The sequence below is a fragment of the Candidatus Deferrimicrobiaceae bacterium genome (genome assembly GCA_036504035.1).
Taxonomy (GTDB): domain Bacteria; phylum Desulfobacterota; class Deferrimicrobia; order Deferrimicrobiales; family Deferrimicrobiaceae; genus JANXPS01.
Map to the genome: position 1 here is coordinate 199,350 of DASXVV010000009.1, position 22,248 is coordinate 221,597.

The window sequence follows — 22,248 nt, forward strand, 5'->3', positions numbered from 1 at the left end:
TCCCCTACGGGAAGCGCGCCAGCACAACTCCAGCAAGGAAAAGCCCCACCGCGATGAATGCCGCGAACAGCGCCGTCAGCACCGTGAGGCGCTTCTCCGCCCGCTCGACCTTGGGCCGCAAGGCGGCGACCTCCTTCGAGAGCTGCTCGACTTCCACGGCAAGCTGCTCCCGTTCCTCCCGGACCAACCGCATTTCATGTTCGATCGCGCGGATCCGATCCCCCGCCGAGCCGACCTCGATCTCTCCTGTCCCTGCCGGCAGCGCCGGGCCCTGAGCGCCGAGGGAGCTTCTCAGCAATTTCCCCGTCTCGTAGATCTCGGGCCCGCGGCGAAGCAGAAAAAGGACGCTTTTCAGGACGATCCCCATGTCACCCCTCTTGACGTCTCGGATTCCATCTATTTCATGGAAACACGGGCGACCGTGCGAAACCAGAGGGTATTTGAATGAAGGGGTTGATTTTCTCCGGCCAACCTACTAAAATCCTCGGTTCCACGTGCCGAAGTGGTGGAACTGGCAGACACGCCATCTTGAGGGGGTGGTGGAGCGATCCGTGCGGGTTCGAGTCCCGCCTTCGGCACCATGAATTTTAAAGGGGAATCCGGTCATGCCGGGTTCCCCTTTTTCGTCTTTTTTTCGGAATGGGACAGTTTTGGGACAGCGGGCGAAATTCGATGCTCCGGCATCGCCGGAACCTTGATCGCTCCCAGCGCTTCGATGGCGACTCGGGTCCGCGCCTCAACGACACCAAGGTACGGCATCGATGACCGTAAATCAGCATGCCCCATGGCGGATGTGATGGAGACGACATCGGCGCCGTAGGCCGCCATGAGCGTGCCGAACGTGCTCCGGGTGTTATGAATTTTGACTCGCTTCACGCCGGAACGTTCGCACGCGGCGTTGAGTCCGCCACGAATGTCGGAAAGATGTTTCCCCGGGCGATGCCCCGGGAAAAGAAGCGTGTTGCCATCTTGGGCGCCAAGACGTTTTTTCACGACAACCTCCAGCGCCTCGTATGCTGGTTGATTGAGGGGGATGGACCGGTCTTTTTTATTCTTCGGAGTCCATCCATTTCTTGCGCGGACGTGAAGTAAGCGCCCTTCAAGGTCGACATCCTCGATATGCAAATGCGCAAGCTCCGCCTTCCGGAGACCCGTGAAAAACAATACCTGCAAACGCATCCTGACCGCCGGCGTTGCTGCCGCCAGGACGGCGGCGATCTCTGCTTCGTTTAAATACACCGGACTTTTTCTCGGAACGCTAAGGCGCCGAATTTTGGGCATCGAATCAAGGTACTCGTTTTCGATGCCATATTTGAAAATCCCACTGAGGGTTTTCAATTCGTTGTTCATTGTCTCGGCCGCGATTCCTTTCGCTAATCGATTCGTTTTGTAAAATTCCACATCCCGCACCACGATCTCATTCGCCAGCCCCGTAAAAAACGGCTTGAGGTGGACACGAATGATTATTTCTCGTTCGCGGCATGTTCGGGGCGCAAGATTAGTCGCCGCCCACGCGAGGTATTCGTCGGCAAGGAGGTCAAATGGAACCTTCCGATCCCTGAGTTTTTTGTTGCGTTCGATTCGTCCCTCCAACTCACGGAGCCTCGCAAGTGCTTGCCCCTTTGTGTCTCCGCCGACCACCTTGTAGCGCTGCCCCTGGTAAGTGATGCTGACGTACCAAGAGGTCTTCCCGCTTTTTGATACTCGTTTGAAAACGCTGCTCATGGATCATCTCCCGCAGAGATATCTGCGAACGCACATCACCTATTTCCACCGGGTTCGAAACCCGGTTGACGATCAACCGATCCAGGTCCTCACGACGAAATTTCAACCCGCCAAGCTTTAGATGGGGAATAAGCCGTTTGAGCCGGGTGTAAACGTACCCTTTGGAAACCCCGATGTACGAGGCCGTCTCCTCGACGTCCATAAGGGGGGAAACTATCGTCATGGTGTTATTCATCTCGTCAGCCTCTATTTTTTACCGGACGGTTGCGAACCCGAATTCGTTCTCAATCTCGGCGGTGTCCATGCCATGCCAGTCAGCCCAATCGCACGCTTCATCCGAGGCCAACACAGATATTCCGGCGTCACCGCGTAGCTCACCGCCTTTACCTGAACAGCTCCAACGGCTCAGCTTCCCGCCCTCGCCGACGAGAAAATAAATTTCTTTCGAGCCACGGTACAGAGCGGTGTGTTCGTAATCCTCGTCCCCGGGTTTCCCGACATTAATTTCGTGGAGCTTTGTCGCCGTTGTCGTATCGAAAATCACGCCATCGATTTCCAGTCGTAAGTTCATCGATTCACCTGCCTGCGGTCAGAGCCGTTGTAGTAGATTTGTCGGCACGTCTGCCGGAGGCGACTGGTAATCCGCGGCTCGCGGAGCCTCTCTCCAATCTGGTCGATAGAGAAATTGGACGTGAAGACGCTCAGGCGGTTCTTGTTGTAACGATTGCCAATGACAGCACGATAGATGCTCGTTGCAGTTGGAGTAGGTTGATCGGCACCAACATCGTCCAGGACAAGCAGAGTCCGATCGACATAACGCTTGATGGCTGCATCTTCCCCCTCGACACCCGCCTCTGTTTTTCGCCATTTTGCGGCTTGGATGTCCCGCACCATGTCGGCCGAATCGACGAAGCAGACATCCTTGGCTCGATATGCGTTGTAGTCGGACAAGGCCTCGAACATTTCGAGGTGCATACGGTGGCGAACCCATGCCCGACCGATTGCGACCGCGAAATGAGTCTTTCCAACCCCCAGAGGGCCGAAGATATAGATTCCGAGGCGGCTATCAAATAGCGGCTGGACTCCCCCGGCGAACTCCTCAGGGTATTTTTTCAGATCCGCCGCCCCAACCTCCTCCGGAAAGTTCGCCTTCCGAAGGATCTTTTTCACCTCATCCTCCCTCTCGGCCGGCAAAGGTGAGTACCACGGCATCGGTTGGTGGGGCGTCACCACCCGGAGCATCGGTGTATCTCGGGGTTCTATGGCCATCGCTGCCTCCACTGGTCATCTGCGCCAGAATGGTGTCAAGGTGCTTCTGCAGGAGATCAGGGCGAGACACCCTCCCGCCCCAAAATTCGTGGCTCAGAGCAAACCGTATTGCTCCTTCGATCGTTCTGGGTGACACGCCGGAATCGAGGATCGGCTGGAAATCACGACTCCACCGAACCAGCGTCTCCCCCTTCCGCTTTGTTTGCAGGCTTTGGATTTTAGGGACCCTGGCAATCAATGAGTCTGCGAACACGCGCGCGAGGCGGCCAGCCTCAGCTGCCGCCGGTGTGTGTTCCTTTTTCTCTTTTCTCTCTTCTGTCTTCTCTTTTGTACCGGGTGCCGATTCCGATACGGTATCGGCATGGGTGTCGGATACCCCCCCCGGAGGGGCTCCAGGCGGGGGATCTGATTCGGCACCAATTGCGGTATCTGGATGGATATCCGATACCCTATGCGATGGGATACCGGAATGGGTTGGGGTTGCCCCGTATCGGACGCGGATCGCCTGGACGCATGGAGATTTCTCGCTGTGTTCTGCCGCCTTCCCAAATACCGAGGCGAGTTGTTTCGAATTGAGTTTTCCACCCGCTTGCCGTTCGGCCATGCCTTGAACATAGACAAGGCGTCGATTGTCGTCATAAACGATCCACTCGGCTGTTACGAGGACATTGAGAGCCCCCTTGACGATATCGAGAGAGAGGCCAATCTCCTCCGCAATATCATCGGGGGCTAAAGGGAATAAACCGGAAAAGTGAGAGCGCGGTGACGTCTCAAGGTAAATGGCTACCAGCCGAACTTCGGCGGGGAAGGTAGCCAAAGCCTCCCAGAAGCCTTCGTGGACGATACGGTAGCCCACGGCTGCGCCCCTACCGAGTCGCCGGCACGTCCGTGGGTTCGATCGTGTTTCGAATAAGGAAAGCGAGGGCATCGGAGCGGAAAAATCGGACCAACTTGCCGACGTGGACAGTCTTAAGGCGTCCCTGCCGACCCAGCCTGTAGACTGTGTCGTCCGAAACGCCCAGGAGAGTAGACATTTCCTGCGCGGTGACAATTTCGGGGATAGTTGTAGGGACAGTTGAATTTCCCGTGTTCACGGTGATCCTCCGGCAGAGTAGTGGTCAGGTACGCAGCTGCGTCCTGATTGCCCGTCTGCCTTATGGCAGCAGGGCCACAAACCTCTGCGGAGTAAATCCGCGACACATGCGGGTTGATGGCCCGCGAACGAGGAGAAACACCCTCATTGACTGCAACTATATCAACGTAACAGTGATATGTCAAGTATATTTTTTTAATTATTATTTGTATTAGCTAAGGATATTTATTGTATATACGATAATCATCAAAAATGATCATATGTAATAGTTTTTATATCGTATGACAACATTATATCGTCATATGAAATCGTTTTCATATCTTATGACAACATTCCCTGCCTAAATCGGATATAAACATTATGATGAGCAGATTGCTCGCCATCGTACCTCCGAGTTCCCGTCTCAATCCAGGTTCTCCTTATAACGGCGTGGTCTGTCTAGTGTGGGTGCTCGTCTTTCATGGGGTGGTGGGATACCAAGAAATGTCGATCACTTAGATGGAACTCAGTTGGTCGTATAGTTGCCGCATTCCCGGTAGATCGCGGAGTCGCTCCGCGTAGGTTATGGCGTCTGCCTTCCGGCCACGGTCTGCCAACTTCGCCAGCAACGACTTTATCCGATCCTGATAATCCCAAGAGGGACGGTACGTTTCAATCACTCTTCCGAAGACAGCACTGACTTCGGCAACGTTCTTGTCGGCCAATAGGTCCAGCTTTTCAATAAACTCGTCGGCGTTGTGGGCTACGTAAACATAAGGCGCCACCGCGAGCAGCCATTCCATTTCTTTGTCTCCGATGGATTCCAGGTAGCAAACCAGCCGGCTTAAGCTCGACAAGAGACCTGATGGGAGCTCTGAAGCGGTGCGGCTCCAGGCAACGCACCGATCCCAGAAACTGAGGATTCGTTCGACCCGGTCATCCGACAATTCCTGATTGCTTACGCTCCAGAAAAACCCGCTGGCGTCCTCGAGATCTCCGACAAGACCCGCCTCGAAAAGGTATTTGAACCTTGGTGAATCAAGTTCCTCATCGCCCACAAGATAGGCAACCGCCATCCGTTCTATCAGCTTCTCCCGTGTATGACGCCCATTGAGTTCTTGTTGCAGAGCCCTGTCCAACACCCCACTCTTGACGAGCATGACGTAGATGGATTGGCTCGCAGGGGCAAAAGCAAGCCCTCCGAGGGCGCAAATAAAGTTCGCTGGAAAATCGGGGGAGAATATCCGGGGGACACGATTCTGCAACCATTCGTGACTCATGTAATCGAGATTTGTGAGATAGGCCCCCGCCAAAGTCGAAAATTCGTAGTTGGCGTTCTCGCACCGCGCCAGCTCGCGTTCAAATACAGGCTCCATTTCTGCCCATGCCTTTGCATGCGAACCGGACATCTTGTCGTCCAATCGGCAAACCCTCAGAGCGTGGTTAATCAGAGATTCAATCACCTTGCCCTTTGATGAGTTGATTGCCTGGTGCATTGGATCGTCGCCGACTTCCTTTTCGGCTTCCGCGTGCTCCAGCAAGATTCCGATCAACGCCCATGTGCGCGGCAGAAGTCTCTCGGGGTACGCCTTTGCATCGTTTCGCGTGCCGGCCTTAAGGAACTCGGCTACCATTGGCGGAATCCAGTCCCGGGTTGGCGTAAGACCCTGTTGGTCGAGAACCATCTCGTCCCAAAATTCCGGACTGCCAATCAGGGCCTCAAGATATTCCACCAGCAAATTCCAGGCGCGATCCCAGTCGATCCGGGGTTGATTCCCATTGGGAGACTCCCATAGACGCTTGAACCCGTTGATGACACCGTATTGGAAGGGCCGCTTAACACGAAGAAACGCGGGGAGCAGGCCAAGAAAGGTTTCGGGGGCAAGACCGACGGCCTCCTCAAGCACATCGACGAGTGCCTTTGTCGACGGCCCCCGCCACTCATCGAGTTGCTTGAAAGCGTTCAGCTTTTCGGCAATGGTCCCGGTTTCAGCGAAGAAGAGAAGTTCTTGCACCTCATAGGGTGTCGGACCGGACCCAAAGAATGACTCCATGTAAGAAATGAAATCCGGATGTACCGATAGAGCCCCGAGCGTCCTGTCGGATTGAAGTTCCTGGAACCAGGCATCCGCAACCGCGTGTCCTTTGCCCTCGATTGCGGATAGCCACCTACGCTGCGTACGCTTCCGCCGCCGCTCCGGCTCGTTTCCTTCCGGCAGAGGAATTTGCCGGATTGCCTCCAGCGTCCGGTCCTTCTCTCCCAGCTCCATCTGGTCGAAGCGCGCTTTGAGCAAACCATAAAGTTCGTGCAAATGTATTTCTTCGAACAGTCGTGGTCCGAGAACAGGCGAATAGATGTCCCGAAGATCATCCCAACGTTGCCCTAGGACATAGATTCCAATTCGGCGGACTATCCCAGCTTCGTCACGCAACAGCGCCTCGATGAAAGGTTTGGCGGCGGCGCCATCCGTCGCCACCCAACTCAAGAGCACGTCACGAAGTCCTTCGACAAACCGATTGAACGGCGTTTTCTCCCTGTAATTCTGGTCGTGTTCTTCGACGGCCTGGCGGAAAGGCTCGCGAGATACACCCCAATTTTCCCGTTCGAGAACCTCCCGGATCCGTTCGAGGAGAATCTCTGAGGAAACCTTGCCCACTTTACTTCCCAAGGTGTTTGAGTGATGTGCGATCAGCACCTTGAGCCAATAATCCTCCACCACCGTCTCCGGTATTTTTTCTCCTTCGGCGGGTCCTCGTGCATCGACCCGGCGTACGGCGGTCACGTGACGAAGGATTTCAACCGCCTTAACCAATTCGTCAAGCGAGTCGCTAGCCAGGAAACGATGGAGTGCTCCTTCGTCCAGTGCATGCCCGACCATCCCTCGCTCGAATCTGCCTTCCAGCCAACCGGGGATCAGACTCAGGTCGTCCATGGAAACCGCGGCATTTGGTACCAGACCGATGATTTCGGCGAATATGCGAGATGTGTGGTAGTTGTCTCGGATACCGCCATCCGGTTCGCGAGCCCGACTGACGGCCCGGACGACAGTCATGACCTTTTGTGCAAGTTCCAGATCCTTTGTCTCGTCGGAAATTTTCGCAACGGCTTTTAGATAGTCCAACGCCCCCCAAAAAGACACTCGGAAAAACCCGGCCTCATCCGCGGGCACAGGAGCTGGATTGCAAGTCGGGTCGAACAGTCCCGCGCCTTCGAGTGCGTCGAAATATGCTTCGAAACCGGGACGCGCGAGGAGCATTTCGAAACCGCGTCGCGCGTGCTCTTCGCTCTTCTTCATGAGCGTGATGAAAGACTCCTGGTTGGCCGACAACTTATCCATCCAGCAAATTCTCCATCTCTTTAAAATCTTGGAGAACCATGGGGTCGGATGCGGGAACAAGACGCGCGAACGCTTCCAGCACTTCCAATAGTTGGCGCCAATCCCTGTGGTCTCGCAGATACGGAAGGAGTTCGATCCCGCACGCTTCAAGGTAGTAACGCTTCAAGCTCCGCATAAGTTCTTGTTCGTGCGAGAAGAACCCCTGAAGCATGAAGTGCTTGGCTTCCGGCGGGCCAGTCCCGGACAACCGTCGAGCCTTCAGGATCACGTACTCCAGGATTTCAAGTTCCTCCAATCCATACCCGACGAACAGGACGGTCTTCTTCTCGAACAGGTATTCCAGAAAGGTCAGGACCCGGTTTTCCGTACCGGTGTCGCCCGAAAGGCGATCGTTCGCATAATGTCGCACATAGTCCTGAGTAGTCATCACCATGTCATCGGGGGCGAGCAACGACCCATGCAGATGAATCACGGTCCCGGGTTGGTTCAGGCGGGCCGGAATCAGATCATTTACATTGTGGATTACCTTTCTCTCCCGGTTAACCAAAGGCGCTGCAGGATTAGGAACAGCCCCAAGCGTTAATCCGGGACCGGCAATTTCTTCGTCGAGCCATTCGTCGTAATTCGTTGTGACGAATATTTTCCCTAAGCGCGAAAGACTGCCGTAGAGTTTTTCGCCGTCGTCACTCACACGTCCCTTCGGATGGAGCAACTTCCGAAAATCAATGGGAAGTTTGTGCTCCTTCTGAAGCGCCATCGCCAGTGACAGTTTGACGCGCGGATTGAGATGTTTAATCTGGTCGAGTTGCGAATAGGTGAACATCCCATGGGCGACAAAGTGGCTTAACGCGCCATCCGCAAATTCAGCCCACCCTGGACATCCCGCAAGAATAGATGCCCCTGCCCCCACGAAGGGAATCAACGTCCCGCGTTGCGCAGCCTCTCTGAGACCGGCAGGAACATCAGTAGGTTTCTTCGGTATTCCGTCGCTCAAAGTTTCATCGTTCGATCATGATCTCGTTGTTCCATGGTAGCTTACTGCTTTGTTGGGTGATCCAATTCGAAATTATATAATTTTTCAAACTACTCCTTTTTTCGCCTGCTTCCTTTTGTCTCTTACTTTTGATGCGGATGGCTTATTTTCTGAACACGCATTGATCATAACTATGTCTCGCCTATCGGATAAGTTGAGTTCAGTAAGTATACTTTGGACCTTCGATAATTCGGCGTCTGAAAAATACAGAATGGCTTTTATTGATTTTTTCGTATCATTAGCGGTTTCGTAGACTCCTACCTGATGCTTCAAGTTTTGTTTCAATTTCCCGTTTGAAGCGAGCTTGAATTCCACCAAAGTCTTGTCTATTTTTCCTTTGGATATTTTGAAATCGACTGGCCCTCGTCCGTTGTTTACCTCACGGTTAACGTCGTATGTTGTTGCGTACCACGTGAGGCGATACATAATTTGAAGGTCGGCCTCTCGCTGAACCGGTTTCCCTTTCAGATAAAATATTCTATAACCGTCACGGTTCTCTATCTCATTTTTCAGGAAGTGCAGACGCCTTAACGATTCCTCGAAACTATCGCCAAGTTCATAAAACTCCGTCCCCACTAAATGATTATTGACCAAACCCTGAATCTGTTCGACAAATTGAACTTCTGTTTCTCTAACTTTCAAATCACTTACTTTATGAGCCTCTTCTCCAGTGCATTCCTTATCTCTAATGTAATAATCAATTACGATAGGGTATTTTTCTATGGCATCAGTTGCAGCTGCGCGAACTTCTTCCTTCGTTGAATCATCAGAAAGTCGACGTAAGAAATAGTCGTCCACTTGTGCTCTTAATTGCTCATTGGGCAGAGCTTCATATATCTCTTGAAACCGGTCAAGGAGTTCACTGCGATTAATCCAGGCCTCATCCTTTGTTAAAATATTCTTTGGAGTGAGGAGGACATAATCTGAATTCAAATATGGAAGATCATAATTTCCACGTTTCCATCGTCTGGTACTGTAATCGAAAGTCACCCTCTCAACGGGAAAATTCTTACGGAAAGATGGATCAATGTGCTTGCGCGCAAATTTCTGGGTATATTCGAGCAAATATCCTTTTATCAAGTTCGTCGTGAAATCGCTCAGATGATCCCGGCCCACCCCATCCGCGATCAGGCAAAGTTTTTCAAGATGGCTTCCACGTGTAATTGTTTCTTTACCGAATTCGTTGAATACGCGACTCAGGTTGCGATGAAGGGAAGCGGCAAAATCTTTTCCGAGCCCGCTTCCCCTATTTCCCTGTTTGCTAAAACCAAGCCAGTTCTGACTGACCTCCGGGAATCTAAACCAACTTCCGAGCAATCCCTTATCGATCGAACCATCGGCCGAGATATCGCGCAAAAACTTCACGTATTTAATTATTTCCTCATGAAGTAAATTGTATTTGGCATCTTTACTATCAAAAAGAAGAAATGGATCGATGAACAAAGGTAAGTCGTTAATCAGCGATATATTAAAAGCCCCATATTTTTCCAGAACCTTCGATGAAACCTCAAAATAATCGGTGAAATAAATCTTGGCGCCAACTTGTATCTTTTTATTCATGTCGTTTCCCGTCCTGACTTTCTAGGCTCACTTAACAGTACAGATCATCCCCAATGCGTATGTTCTTGCTCTAGGCGGTCCCAGGCAGCGAGGACCAGGCGTTGGGTGCGGTATTCACCGAACTTGCGAGTCTCGTTGTTTTTCAGGACGCGGAAGGTTTCGCCCGGGAAATCGGGACCGAACACTTCGGACGGGTCGAGAATGTAGCGGAGATCGTCGCGGGTCAGGCCGTACAGTTTCGCGTAGAGAGCGTCGAGTTCGGCGCGAAGGAGAGCGCGGCGTTCGGGGTCCCACGGGAATGGGTCGACTGTGTACCCAAGATCCTCCGCGAAGGGACGCAGGTTGTCCGCGGTGTAGACCAGCTCGAGGACGCGGGGGGCGATGAATTCAATATCCTCCTGGGAATATCGTTCCGGGGGAAGGACCGCGATCTGTTTCATCACGTGATACTTGAGGTGAGTTCCCCCGACCTTCATGCGAGCGACTAAATCCAATGCCAAGCAATTGAGATTGCCAAGCAGACAAGCAATGAGTCTGGGGGCTTTTGTACCCGGCATGATCAACAGAAATGTATCGCCAGTCCCGACCCTTGGTACCACTCCGGCGATCATGGTCCGCTCGTCGGTTGATCGGCAGATATCACGCCAACCCATCAGCCACTTGCGGGTCCAGTTCTTGTCGTTCAGCCGTTTTTCGACTTCCTCCTCCGGCACCCAGTATCGCGGCATGGGCGCGTAAGACGGATCGGATTTGTCATCGTCGGACACGTCCCGCGAGTCGGTCCCGTTCGATTCGTAGGTTGCCCACCGGTGGTCGAACTGGTGGACCATCTTCGCTTCATAGAGCGGGACGTAGCGTGAGTCCCTGGATGTGCGGTACGACATGTCCTCCATCATCACTGGGCCTTCGGCGCACAATTCTTTACCAGTGACAAAGAGTCCGCTATCGCTGGCCATATTGAATAACCCCTGCCGAAACGTGATCCCCCACGGGTTACCGGCAGCGCTCCTTCCTTCCTCGATCAGCACCGGCACGCGTCGATAAATCTTTTTCGCCAGTTCAGCATCGAGGCCACTACGGAATACGGGGCACGTCTTCGAATTCGGATTAACCAAGCGAATATCGTTGGGCGAAAGGGTGAACCGACGATGCGGATCGGAGAGTTGGGTGGTGTCGCCGGCGAAGAAAACAAACTCAGTTGAAGCGATATCCGCCCCCAGCGTCATAAGAGAAAATTTGTAGCTTTTATGAACGCTTGGGAATATCCCGTCTCGATTTTCAAAATCATACAAACTCGCCAAGCGCTTGCCGCTCGCGACCGCATTGAAGAACACCTTCGTGTTGTCGTCTGTCACGATGCCCGTTGGAACGATGATTCCGGCCCGGCCCGTGGGAGAAAGAAGGTTCAGAAAAAGTTCGGAGAACAACGAGTAGGTGTTCAATTTCCCAAAGGCAGTAAGTCGAAATTGCCCACTTTCACGAATGAACTGATTGGCCGCCTCAGATCCGCGCTTGTCTTCCTCATACTGTTTCCAAACCGCTGGGGCATCAGTTCTCAACGCCTCAATTGCCTTCTTGCGCTTCGCTCCTGCCAAGGCAGCGATTCGTGGGGAGATCGTTGCGAAATATTCTTCCTCGCCAAGTTGGGAAACCTCCCAAGGCGGGTTGCCTAACACGACGTCGAAACCGCCCTTTGAAAATACTTTTCGGAAGGCGATGGGCCAATGGAAGAACTGGTTAGCAACCGATGTCTGGTGGACGGCCTCGGCCACACCGGGGCGCATCGCGATCCCCTTTTCGGCGCGCGTCAGATCCTCGGTCAACGGAACGCGGTCGAACATCTCGGGCGTCTTGGGCAGGAAGAACGCGGCTGTGAAGAGGTCGGCGGCCAGCCGTTGCGCTGAGGTCTCCGCCGCTTCCTGGTATTTCGCCCATGCGGCAGCTTTCGCCTGGATCTGCTCGATCGTCTCCTCGGGCATGGCGTCGAGGTCGATCGTCGACTCGACGGACTTCAGCGCAGCCGGTGCATAGAGGCTTCCCTGAACCGCTTTGACACCCGCGACATTCCGTTTTTTCAGGTCGCGAGCAGCGGTCTTGACGTCACCTGAGAGCGCGGCGTATGCCTCGTCGGGAATTCCGTCGTCAAGGATCTTGAGATCGCGCACCCCGACCAGCGAATCGCCGCACCGGATGTGTGCGTCGAGAAAACCCAACGGGCGTCCTGGCTCGACCGTTTCGAGCCACAGGGCGGTCTTGCACAACTCGACTGCCAGTGGATTGCGGTCGACACCATGGATGCAGTAACGCACTACCTCGCGCAACGCGTGACGGCGCAGCAGCTCGTCGGGAATGTCGGCGTCGGCATCGAGGCGTGCCACCTCCATCGCCACACGACGGGCGGCAGCCAGCAGGAAGTGGCCGGAACCGCAGGCGGGGTCGATTATTTTCAACGAGAGGAGCGCAGCACGCGGATCTGCCGGATGGTCGGCCAACGTTTTCGCGATCACAGGCTCAAGTGCGCTCTTGATCAGTTCGCCTACGAGACTTTGCGGCGTGTAGTAGCTGCCGCTCAGTTTCCTCTCGGAACCTTTGCCGCGATCGCCCGATTCGTCTCCCACGAACGCGAAGGTCCACGGTGTAGCCTCGACCGACAGGATCGGGTGAAGTTCGAGGAGGCTTTCGTAGACGCTGCCCAGCTCTTCGGTGTCCATATCGCGATAGTTGACGCGCGACAACGCAGTCCCGGTCTTGAAGAAGGCGAGCGCGTAGATCGCCCGCAACAGGAAGCCGTTCTCGATGAGCGCCCCATCGAGATTCGGACACGCGCCGGGAGCGAACAAACCACCCAACGGGGGAAGCGCGAGCGGCGCGGCACCGTCAGCCAGGCCGCGGAATACGACCCGCAGCGCCTCCCATCGGTCAACGTAGGAATCGTAGCCATGGCGACGTAAACTCTGCTCCCGAAGGCGGGCGATTCCATACCCTTGGGCGTACAGATCACGTGCTTCGGCGTCGGACGCGTCATCGTGGAGCACTTCACGGTCCTCGACCGTCAACAGGAAGATGAAGCGGTAGACGAGCCGGAGCAGTTCCCGGTAATAATCCTGGGACGAAAGCGATCCCGACCGGAGCGCCTCGCGCAGGGCATCGTTGCTCGTTTGGCAGACGAAACCGTTTCCCAGTTGCCGCAGAGCATCTGTCACCCCGTCCCTCAAGTGCGCCAGCGCCCGCTCGCCCGTCTTCTGCGCCTCATGCCGCCACTGTTCGAGAATGCATCCATCAGGCTTTTCGCCCAACACGCCGAAGCGGCTTGCGTGAAAGATCAGCCAGAAGGCGGCGAAGTCGGAGAAGAGCCCCTCTTCGAACATTCGTTCGAGATTGGCTTCGACGTAGGCCGGCCGGGTCAGACTCGGATTTTTACGCAACAGTCGGATCACGAGACCGTTGGAAACGATCCCCCACAGGCTGGCGTCCTCGGCGTTGAGAAATTCCTGGAGTAGCGCGTGGGGCGAACGTCGGCGACCCTCTTCACCAAAGCGTACGTTCCCCTTGTCGAGCGGGATGTCGGCGGTCGTCATCACCAGCGGTACCTTGCCGCCGGCCGCGTAGTGCCGAACCGGGAAGGTACGGCCGCCCAATATGGCGGCTTCGGCCCCGGCGATGTCGTCGAACCCGAGACCGCTTTTCAGAAGCTGAGCGAGCCAGCTTTCGATACCCACTTTGACGGGGTCGGCGCCTGTCCTTACGACACGCTCCCGGTATTCCTTCCATTCCGCTAACGCAATTCGCCACGCCCTGCCGATCTCGTCTTTCAGGTTCAGTCCCCGAGCTATCCAGTAATCATCGCCCTTCTGGCGGTTCGCTTCGAGTGCGGCGACTTTCTGCAGGAAACCCGAGGGGAGGATGCCTCCTTCCGTGCGAAGCGCCGTGAATCCGATGCCGTTATCGCGTCTCATCGTACCCGCGCCCCGCCCCTAAAAGGATGCCACCGGCATCAGCACGTAGACGCCGATCACGTCTACGGGGAGGCACGGGGTCACGAGATAACTGATGCCCTTCGTCTTGCCGGCATCGCGCACGCGTCGATGATCGGCCAGCAGCTCTTTCGCACGCCGCGTGGCGATCGTTTCGAAGGCCATATTCAATCCGGTGATCGCGGCGATCGCTTCGCCAAGCAGCCGTTCACGCTGGGCTGGTTCCATGTTTCTCGCCACCCCGGCCTGCATCAGGGCGAGCGCATCCGCGTTCTCTACTAGGACGGGAGAAGTCGCCCCGCGAACCGCAACCGCCACACATTCCTCGGACAGTAGCACCTGATCGCCATCGCCGCCGCGAATGACTTCAAGCTGACTGCGAAGACGAAGGAGGTAGACGGTTGTTCTCTCGGTGACCGTCTGGGTGAAGAGTGCCCCGCACCGGGAGCCAATGTCAGGCGTGCCCTCTTCAAGCGAGATCTCGGAGATGTAATTGGATATCGCGGCCACCAGCGGGTGGGCACGGTGGACGTGTTCGGCGCCTGCCGGCGGATGGGAAAAAGCAATTTTCATCATTTCGGGAAAACCGTTCGACAAAAGTTGCTCCCGCAACACGCCGGGCAGATGGCGAATCGGAAGGCGGAAGAATCCCTTACCGGTATCAAGCGGTGCGCCCAACCCTTTTGCGGCGACCGTCACGAACCGGGAAACATCTTCCTCTCCCCCAAGAACGTCAACCGCCTTGCGCCATTCTGGCAGCACCTCTTCAGGCCGCATCCGGCGCTGGGCAAAAAGCGTATTGCTCTGCTTCGCCTTTTCACGGGCGCTAGCCCACGCGGCATCGACTTCGGCTTCTTCCTTTGGGAAAGCCAGTTGCAGTTGATCAGCTGCGCCAGAGGCGCTGCTTTTCCGGAGCAGCACCGCCTCCATGATGGCCTGCGTCACCTTGTTCGCGTCGGTCGGCATCGGGACCGACACGTCCAGCTCTTTACGGATGACGTCGGCCTTCCGAAGAATGACGCGGAGAACCGCTCCATCGACCGGATTGTTGTCGCCATACAACATCACCGCACGGACGACCTTCGATCGCTGGCCGAAGCGGTCGACACGCCCCTCCCGCTGCTCATGGCGCGCCGGATTCCAGCTCAGGTCGTAATGGACGACCGCATCGAACCCGGCCTGCAGGTTGATCCCTTCGGAAAGACAGTCGGTCGCCACGAGGATGCGTCGATCTTCACCCGACAGAGCAGCCACCTTTTCTTCCCGTTCCTCGGACGCCAGCTCGCCGGTGACGGCCTCGATGGCCACCGCTTTCCCCGACAACTCAGACTGCAATTGTTCGGCTACGTAGTGGGCTGTGGCGATATAGCGGCAGAATACGACCGGATTGAACCCGTCCCTGACTAGGGCGTTCACGATGCTGATCAGGGTGGCCAGCTTGGGATCCTTCGCCTTCCCGCGAAGCTTCAGCGCCCGTTCTGCGAATGACGCGAGCTTCTTCCCAGCCGACGATTCCGGAATAATGGCTTCCGGATGGGCGGCAGGCACCGTTTCGTCGCCGGAAAACAGCTCTTCGCTTTCGCCATCGAACACGGTCTCCACACCCGCCTGTTCGAGCGCGGCGATCTGCTCGGCTTCTGTCACCCCTTCGACCGCTTTTAGACGCGTGTTGATCGCGATCGCTGCCGCTGCGGGACTGGAACTGATGCAGCGCAGCATTGCAAGCGCGGCCCACCAGTTCATCCGCTGCCGGAGGATCGAATCACCCCGGACGCTCTCGACCATCTCGCGGGCAAACGCCAGCACGTCTGTAAACAGTGAGCCCCAATCGCCCGTCAAGCGGTAAGTCTCTTCCTTGGTGTGCCGATCAGGGAATAGAGTGGCGTCTTTCCACTCGGCGATATTTGCTCGACGGCGCTGAACGAAATGGGATGCGAGCTTTTCGCGTTGTGCATCCCGGATAAGACCGGTCTGGCCCCGCATATCGCGGAACGACGGATCGAGCAAACCGAGCAGGTTGTAAAACGCCTCGTCGTCGCCGCTGTGCGGTGTCGCCGTCAGCATGACCATGTGTCGATCGGGATCGGCGGCCAAGCCCTTCAGTAACTGGTATCGCTGGTGCCTGGTGCCAGGGTTGCCTTGGACGCAAGTGTGCGCCTCTTCGATGACGACGAACTCGGGGCAGGAAGTAAGGAAGCTCTCGCGTCGGCGGTCGGACTTGATGTAGTCGAGACTGACCACGGTAAACGGATGCGCTTCGAAAAGAGACCTGCCCGAGGGGAGGCCGCGCTCGAGACGGCCGGCGGTGCCGGTTCTCACCACCTCGGCGTGAATATTGAACTTGGACTGTAGTTCCTGCTTCCACTGATCGCACAGGTGGGGCGGACACAGGACGGACATCCGGCGGATTTCGCCGCGGTCGAGCAGTTCGCGAACGATAAGCGCCGCCTCAATGGTCTTGCCGATCCCCACGTCGTCTGCGATGAGCAACCGGACCGTGTCGAGCTTGAGCGCCATGAGCAGCGGCACAAGCTGATAGGCGCGCGGTTCGACGCACAGGTTGCCGAAGCTGCGGAACGGACCCGCCCCAGCGCGAAGTTTGAGTCGGAGCGCATCGCGCAGGAGTAATCCGGCTTCGTGGGTGCCCGCTTTCTTCGGGTCGGGCGGCGCAAACGTGGCGGGCTGCGGCGGCACCGGTTCTAGCGGCACGTAGATGCGGGTGGCGTCCTCGTCACTTCCACCCAACGGGCGAAGTCGAAGAACGTCGGGACGCTCTTCGGGAAGCACCACCCATTCGCGCCCCCGCGCCTTGACGAGCGATCCAGGGCGAAAAGTTGCTTGTGGCAACGGGTCAGCCTCCCGTTCCGAAAACGTCGGGATAGGCGGCCACTATTCCGGGCCAGTCGGTACGAGTGCCCGGGAAACGGATCGGAGTGATACCAGCGTCCTTCAGTTTCCCGTCGAGTGACTGGTCGGTGGCAAACTGCTGGGCCGTCGCATGCGCAGAGCCATCGACATATATGACCGCCTGGACATGGCGATAACCGAAATCGGGACGGGTATGGAACACATCGAGATTGAACTTCCCGGTATCGGGCAGGCGATAGCCGTTTCCTTGCAGGAACCGGAGCCAGTCGGTTTCGAGAGGTGAGCTGCACTCGGCGATCAGTGCCTCGAAATGAACATCCGCCGATCGACCGCCGGCGCCTCGTTTCGCTTCGCCTCGCGTCAGACGGCATAAAAGTTCGAATGCCCCGGAACTCTTGCGGTCGATCACCTCGTGATCCATCTGGTTGTAGTAGCTGAGCAGGCATCGGTAGCAACCTGCTTCGCATGGATTTGGCGTGCCGGGCTTGGCGGTATCCTCAGCAGTGCCGACATCCCAGACTCCGTCCTTGGGCTTGTAATGAATGATTTCGAGGGCTCGCACAGCGACCCGTCGAAGCGCGTCGGCATCGTTGGCCAGATGCGTGAGTACTCCCGCGCCCCCTTCGGCTGACTCGTAGAACAGAATCGCGTTGCGGGTGTCGCGACCGGGCAGCGGCTCGGCCATCAGCTCGCTTTCCTCAAGTTGGAATACCGATTCTATGCCGCGCTTGAGGGCGTACTGCAGCGTCGCCATGTCTTCCGCTTCCAGCATCCCCTTCGGACGAATGACCAGCACATTGCGTCGGTCCTCAACGAACGGGATGATCCGCTGGATGGTGCTGCCATTAGCGTTGCCGCTTCCTTCCGCCTCGGCGTCCTGATCTTCGGGCGCCTGCGAATCCTTGCTCCAGATGCCGGTCACGCGGTCGATGTTGAACCCGTAAATCGTCTTTTCTTTCCGGCGACGCCAGCCGAGGTTGATCCGCCACACGGTAGCCGCCGGTCCGTAGTGAAGTTCGAGCAGTTCGTCGGCCCCTTCCGTGAAACTCGTCTTGACCACCTGGAGCGTGTCGTTCTCGCGGGCATATTCCAGGGTGGTCTGCATGTCGTAGCCCTGGCGCTGCCGTTCCTCCTCGTCTGAGGTGATCCGCATCGCACGCCGGGTGCTGACGTTCTCGACCCGGTAGAGGGCGGAGAGCATCTTCCCAGATGAAAGCGGATGATCGCACGCCATGCACCGCTCGGCGTCCTTGTTGGTTCCCAAGTGGCCGTAGCCGCATTCAGGGCAGATCCGCGCCGCCCGGACTGGCAAGCCCACGCCGCTCGCGGTCCCTTCTTCATCCCGCACCCCGAGAATGACCTTTCGAACACGGTACTGGCTCCCCTCGTGGTAGATGATGCTCAAGGGGCCGAACTCGGATAGCGCAAGGAAACGTGGTCGGGAGAGAAACGAATCGCGCCCGATCTTCTCCCGGCGGGCAGGAATGAAGGCGAGCAGCGGCAAACGCGGGAAATTGTAGCCAGGCAGAAAGCCGGTGCTGGCGAGGTAGCGGTAAGTATAGAAGTCGGAGTTCATGGTCGATTTGGACTGCAGCAGCAGATCCTGCTGGATGCGCGCCTCGGTGTGGCGCAACCGCGCTTCGTCCCTTTCCTTCTCGGAAGATGCCAGACTGGTCAGCACTTGGTTGGCAGATTCCATTTGCCGGCGTGTTGCCCGATAGAGAGAACGCCAGCGGTCGAACGCGGCGTCGAATGCGCGAAAGGCGCTCCGGACCGTCCGATCGAGCCAGTCTTTCTTGAACCAGGGGGCAGACGCAGGCGTGAGATCATCCGCCAGCATCGATAGGATCCGATTCGCACGAAACGAAGTTCGGGTTCGCACGCCTTCGAGATCCATGGCGGCAGCGAGATCGGTGCGAAGCGGCAGGTTCTCGTTATCTTCCGTCCCGAGGATTCCCTTTACCGAGTTTTCGAGCTTCTGCCCCGTTTCGGCCAACCAGACGGCGTGAAGGTGGCTTTTGACGAGATCCTCGTTGGCGAGATCAAGCGTCGGCGGGTTGACCGAACCGGCGACCATTCGGGCGGGCGCCGAGAAGAAATACTGGTCGTGCGGACTGCCGGCCGCGCAATAGGTAACGACGAGCGCGGGCTGCCGGTTCCGGCCTGCGCGACCACTCCGCTGCGCATAGTTGGCGGGTGTGGGCGGGGTGTTGCGCATGTAGACCGTGTTCAGTTCGGAGATATCGATGCCCAGTTCCATCGTGGGGGAGCAGAAGAGGACCGGCAGAAGCGCCTTCTTGAAATCCTCCTCGCGCTGTTCCCGTGTCTCGGAATCGACCTGCGCTGTGTGTTCGGCCGCCTTCAGCTGGTGCAGGAAACGGCTATGGTCGCGCAACGACTGGGCGACGTTCTCGTAGAGCGCCTGGAAGAAGCGGTTATCGGTCTTCCGGACGCCCCGGCCGTCCTGGAGGGCCTCACCCTCTTCGGGCAACCGCCAGCGGAGCGCGGACGCCGAGATGCGATATCCCTCGGTTCCCTTGGAGACCTCGACCGGCTCGACGATCCCGTAGAGCGTAAGCGCCTTGAGCAGTCCGGCCAGAATTCCATAGCAGTCGTCCTCGGTTATCTTCGGCGGCAGGCGAGGGTTTGCGATGCCTCCCCAGCTACCCGGTTTTTTGAGGTGCCTTCCGGGACCTGATTTGGCCGAGATGTAATGCGCCCTCGGATCGAAATCCCGCCCGGCGGGTCTGGATCCGGGAAGCATGTAGCGACCCTCAAACAGCCGCTCGTCTTCGGTCAGCCCCCACGGCTCCTTCAAAGCGTTGAAGCTCGCGTTGCGGATGCGCTCCTGCTGGTACCGGTCAAGATAATTCGTCTTGATGCAGAGAGCCCGTCGCATGGACGAAAGGATTTCGATCGCCGCGTCTCTTCGATGTTCCGGCGTTCCTCCCGCGAGCAGCGGGTGCGCCCCCGCCCATGCCTCGGGGTCGGCGCAACATTGGTCTATCGTGGCGTAATCGATGCGCAACATCCCGAGTTGTTCGAGGTTGGGATTGGTCAGCCGCCAACCGCGCTGCAGGTCGAAGTAGAGCCGATAGCCAAGCACGTCGCGCAATGCCTGCCGGGCATTTTCCTCGGCCAGCCCCTTCGCTTCGGGATTTGATGCGAAGTCGGTCTTTTCGAGCCGAAGATGCTGGGCGACCGCCTGGGTCAAAGTCTCGTCAGTGAGATATCCCTTGGGCGCATCGGCGATGGCAGCAAGCAGGCTGCCCCTCAGCAGCAGGATCTGGATGAAGTCATTGAAGTGGCCCGCCTGAAGCGATGCGTCCTGCCGATTATCGGTAAAGCTCAGTATCTTCTTCGCGCGGGGATCGAGATCCTTTGCTTCCTCCATCAGATGGCGAAGCGCGGATAAAGTCAGCATCGTGGTGGCCGAGCTGCGTCCTTCCATACTGAGGCTGGAAAGTTTTGAGAAGTCGGAACGGATGCTGCCATCGTAAAAAGCGCCGCAGTCGGGATTGAGGCAAAACCGGAACGAGCCGGGGAGGAACCATCCCGGGAGTCCGCGCTCGGCCGGACTTCCCTCTGTATCGACGATCAGCGGCCGGGGAGCGAATTTCTTGAACGACGACTTCAGTTTCGGATCGCCCTTGCTATAGTCGAGCCACTCCTCGGGATAGGCGGTTTCGAGATCCGAATCGTCCCATTTGCCGACTGGGTCCGGCATGAAATAACCGAATCGGACGTCCTCGTCCTCGTGAGAGCGTTCGCCCAGATCGCGGGGAGAGATGCCGGCCAGAACCTTCCCTTCCATCGGTGCCCAGACGGGGAAATATTCCTGTCCGCAGACGCGGCAAAAGGTCGAGTTGAACAGACGCTTGCTGCGATCGCCCGGCATATATTCCTGGCCGTCGATCGTGAGGTAACGCTCCCCTTCCGGCTCGAGTGTGGCGAACAGGTCGCCTGGGCCGGAGATGAACTGATGCAGTCGGAAGGCGAATAGCCCCTTGCCGCTTGCGTCTTTGGTGTTGTAAGCCAACAGCAGGAATTCGGCGAGGCGGGAGCGCACCGTTCCCGGCGGGAGACCGGTAATCTCGGACAGTTCAGCGGCAGCGTTTTCAAGACTGCGCGGGCAGGCTCTAACCCACTTGTCTTCCTGCCAGGCAAGACCGAGATTCAACTCGACCCAGATCGAGAGCGGGTGGGAGCGAAGAGCATCGAAGGACGAATCGCGGGGGAGATCCGATTCGAGAGCAGTCTTCAGTTGTTGCGGAGTCGGTGAGTTTCCATCTGGCGTAACACGTTCCAGCCTTTCGGTGATGACATTGTTGGTCAAGACCGGAGAGCCAAATAGACGCCCAGCCACCTTAGCGATGACAGCCTTGCGCTCCTCGGCCGTCCCTTCGGTGGCCATGGTGGCAGATGTGCCGACGCAGAGCAGTTCGCTGTTGAGCGCCTCACGGACGCGCCTTACGAGCAGCGCCACGTCGGCGCCTTGGCGCCCGCGGTACGTGTGCAACTCATCGAGGACGAGGAAACGGAGACCCTTCGCTGCCTGAATGATCTTGCGGTCGATGTCGGCGTCCTGCCGGGTCATCAGCAGTTCGAGCATCATGAAGTTGGTGAGCAGGATATCGGGCGGATTCGCCGCCATTTTCAGTCGCTCGTCCTGTTTCTCCTGACCGGTGAAACGGCCGAACGTGACCGGCTCGTTCCCCTCGCCAAATCCATCTTGCAGAAACTTGCGAAGCTCTTCCAACTGGCTGTTGCACAGCGCGTTCATCGGATAGATGACGATAGCGCGGATACCCTTCTTCCCCTGCTCCGCCTTTTTTTCCTTCAGTACCGCATCGACGATCGGGATGATGTAAGAGAGCGATTTGCCGGAGCCGGTGCCGGTGGTCAGGACGTAGGATTCGCCGCGGTCCGCGGTGCGAATCGCTTCCTCCTGGTGCTTATGAAGCATGAGCGTGGGACCGCGATTGCCATCCTTCTTGCCGAAGCGGAAGATGTCGTCGCACTTGGGATCGAGGATGCCTTCGCGAACCAGTTCCTCGACGGTTCCACCGGAGACGAAGCTCGGGTTGAGCTGGATCAGCGGATCGGGCCAGAAGTGCTGTCCGGCGTAAATTTCGTCGACGTAGGATCGGATATCGTCAGAGAGGATTCGGGCGAAGGAACGCGAGAAGGTGCTGTAGTCGAGAACAAGCTGCTCTCGAAATCGGAAGACATCCATCGGTGGGAACACGCCTCCTGAATGCTAAGCAGCTAATCGGCAAAAAGCATTCTTATGCTTACATAAAATTGAACAAAGTGCAGGGAGAATACCAATGGGTCTTTCGCCCCCAAGAGCGATCTATCGCCTCCAAACGGCGTCGGATCGAATTGTGGAGGTAATAGCGTATGGAA

At 56.9% G+C, this 22,248-nt stretch carries 11 protein-coding genes and 1 tRNA gene; 1 reads left to right on the forward strand and 11 read right to left on the reverse strand.

Annotated features, from left to right (window positions below):
* Positions 1–4 precede the first annotated feature (4 nt).
* Entirely contained in the window at positions 5–367 is a 363-nt protein-coding gene (locus VGK27_06710) for a hypothetical protein (protein HEY3489795.1), read from the reverse strand.
* A gap of 129 nt (positions 368–496) precedes the next feature.
* Between VGK27_06710 and VGK27_06715 the strand changes: the two genes are divergently transcribed.
* Positions 497–581: transfer RNA gene (locus VGK27_06715), tRNA-Leu, on the forward strand.
* Between the two features lie 22 nt (positions 582–603).
* Here VGK27_06715 and VGK27_06720 read toward each other — a convergent pair.
* The 10 genes from VGK27_06720 to VGK27_06765 form a co-directional block, all read right to left on the reverse strand.
* The gene (locus tag VGK27_06720) at positions 604–1,725 is read right to left on the reverse strand and encodes a tyrosine-type recombinase/integrase (protein HEY3489796.1); all 1,122 of its coding nucleotides are present in this window, start codon (positions 1,723–1,725) and stop codon (positions 604–606) included.
* Between the two features lie 253 nt (positions 1,726–1,978).
* Positions 1,979–2,296 carry a hypothetical protein gene (locus tag VGK27_06725; protein ID HEY3489797.1) on the reverse strand — a complete coding sequence of 106 codons (318 nt, stop codon included), beginning with the start codon at positions 2,294–2,296 and terminating at the stop codon, positions 1,979–1,981.
* Entirely contained in the window at positions 2,293–2,895 is a 603-nt protein-coding gene (locus VGK27_06730) for an ATP-binding protein (protein HEY3489798.1), read from the reverse strand. Before VGK27_06730 ends, VGK27_06725 begins: the two co-directional genes overlap by 4 nt.
* 1 nt (position 2,896) lies before the next feature.
* The gene (locus tag VGK27_06735; protein HEY3489799.1) at positions 2,897–3,850 is read right to left on the reverse strand and encodes a hypothetical protein; all 954 of its coding nucleotides are present in this window, start codon (positions 3,848–3,850) and stop codon (positions 2,897–2,899) included.
* A gap of 731 nt (positions 3,851–4,581) precedes the next feature.
* On the reverse strand, positions 4,582–7,404 hold the full coding sequence (locus VGK27_06740) for a hypothetical protein (protein HEY3489800.1): 2,823 nt from the start codon (positions 7,402–7,404) through the stop codon (positions 4,582–4,584).
* Positions 7,397–8,398 carry an SIR2 family protein gene (locus tag VGK27_06745; GenBank protein HEY3489801.1) on the reverse strand — a complete coding sequence of 334 codons (1,002 nt, stop codon included), beginning with the start codon at positions 8,396–8,398 and terminating at the stop codon, positions 7,397–7,399. The genes VGK27_06740 and VGK27_06745 overlap by 8 nt, the downstream gene beginning before the upstream one ends.
* Before the next feature lie 84 nt (positions 8,399–8,482).
* Positions 8,483–9,997 (reverse strand): hypothetical protein, encoded by a 1,515-nt coding sequence (locus tag VGK27_06750; protein HEY3489802.1) that lies wholly within the window; start codon positions 9,995–9,997, stop codon positions 8,483–8,485.
* A 44-nt stretch (positions 9,998–10,041) separates the two neighbouring features.
* Positions 10,042–13,953 (reverse strand): N-6 DNA methylase, encoded by a 3,912-nt coding sequence (locus tag VGK27_06755; GenBank protein HEY3489803.1) that lies wholly within the window; start codon positions 13,951–13,953, stop codon positions 10,042–10,044.
* Between the two features lie 18 nt (positions 13,954–13,971).
* Positions 13,972–16,818 (reverse strand): helicase-related protein, encoded by a 2,847-nt coding sequence (locus tag VGK27_06760; GenBank protein HEY3489804.1) that lies wholly within the window; start codon positions 16,816–16,818, stop codon positions 13,972–13,974.
* Between the two features lie 4 nt (positions 16,819–16,822).
* Complete coding sequence (locus VGK27_06765; protein HEY3489805.1) at positions 16,823–22,075, reverse strand: DEAD/DEAH box helicase; 5,253 nt, start codon at positions 22,073–22,075, stop codon at positions 16,823–16,825.
* Positions 22,076–22,248: the final 173 nt, after the last annotated feature.

What these genes read in the sequence shown, in the direction of transcription:
- VGK27_06755 (HEY3489803.1), bottom strand. Translation starts at nt 13,953, where the DNA reads ATGAGACGCGATAACGGCATCGGATTCACGGCGCTTCGCACGGAAGGA.
- VGK27_06750 (HEY3489802.1), bottom strand. Translation starts at nt 9,997, where the DNA reads ATGAATAAAAAGATACAAGTTGGCGCCAAGATTTATTTCACCGATTAT.
- VGK27_06740 (HEY3489800.1), bottom strand. Translation starts at nt 7,404, where the DNA reads ATGGATAAGTTGTCGGCCAACCAGGAGTCTTTCATCACGCTCATGAAG.
- VGK27_06720 (HEY3489796.1), bottom strand. Translation starts at nt 1,725, where the DNA reads ATGAGCAGCGTTTTCAAACGAGTATCAAAAAGCGGGAAGACCTCTTGG.
- VGK27_06710 (HEY3489795.1), bottom strand. Translation starts at nt 367, where the DNA reads ATGGGGATCGTCCTGAAAAGCGTCCTTTTTCTGCTTCGCCGCGGGCCC.
- VGK27_06725 (HEY3489797.1), bottom strand. Translation starts at nt 2,296, where the DNA reads ATGAACTTACGACTGGAAATCGATGGCGTGATTTTCGATACGACAACG.
- VGK27_06765 (HEY3489805.1), bottom strand. Translation starts at nt 22,075, where the DNA reads ATGGATGTCTTCCGATTTCGAGAGCAGCTTGTTCTCGACTACAGCACC.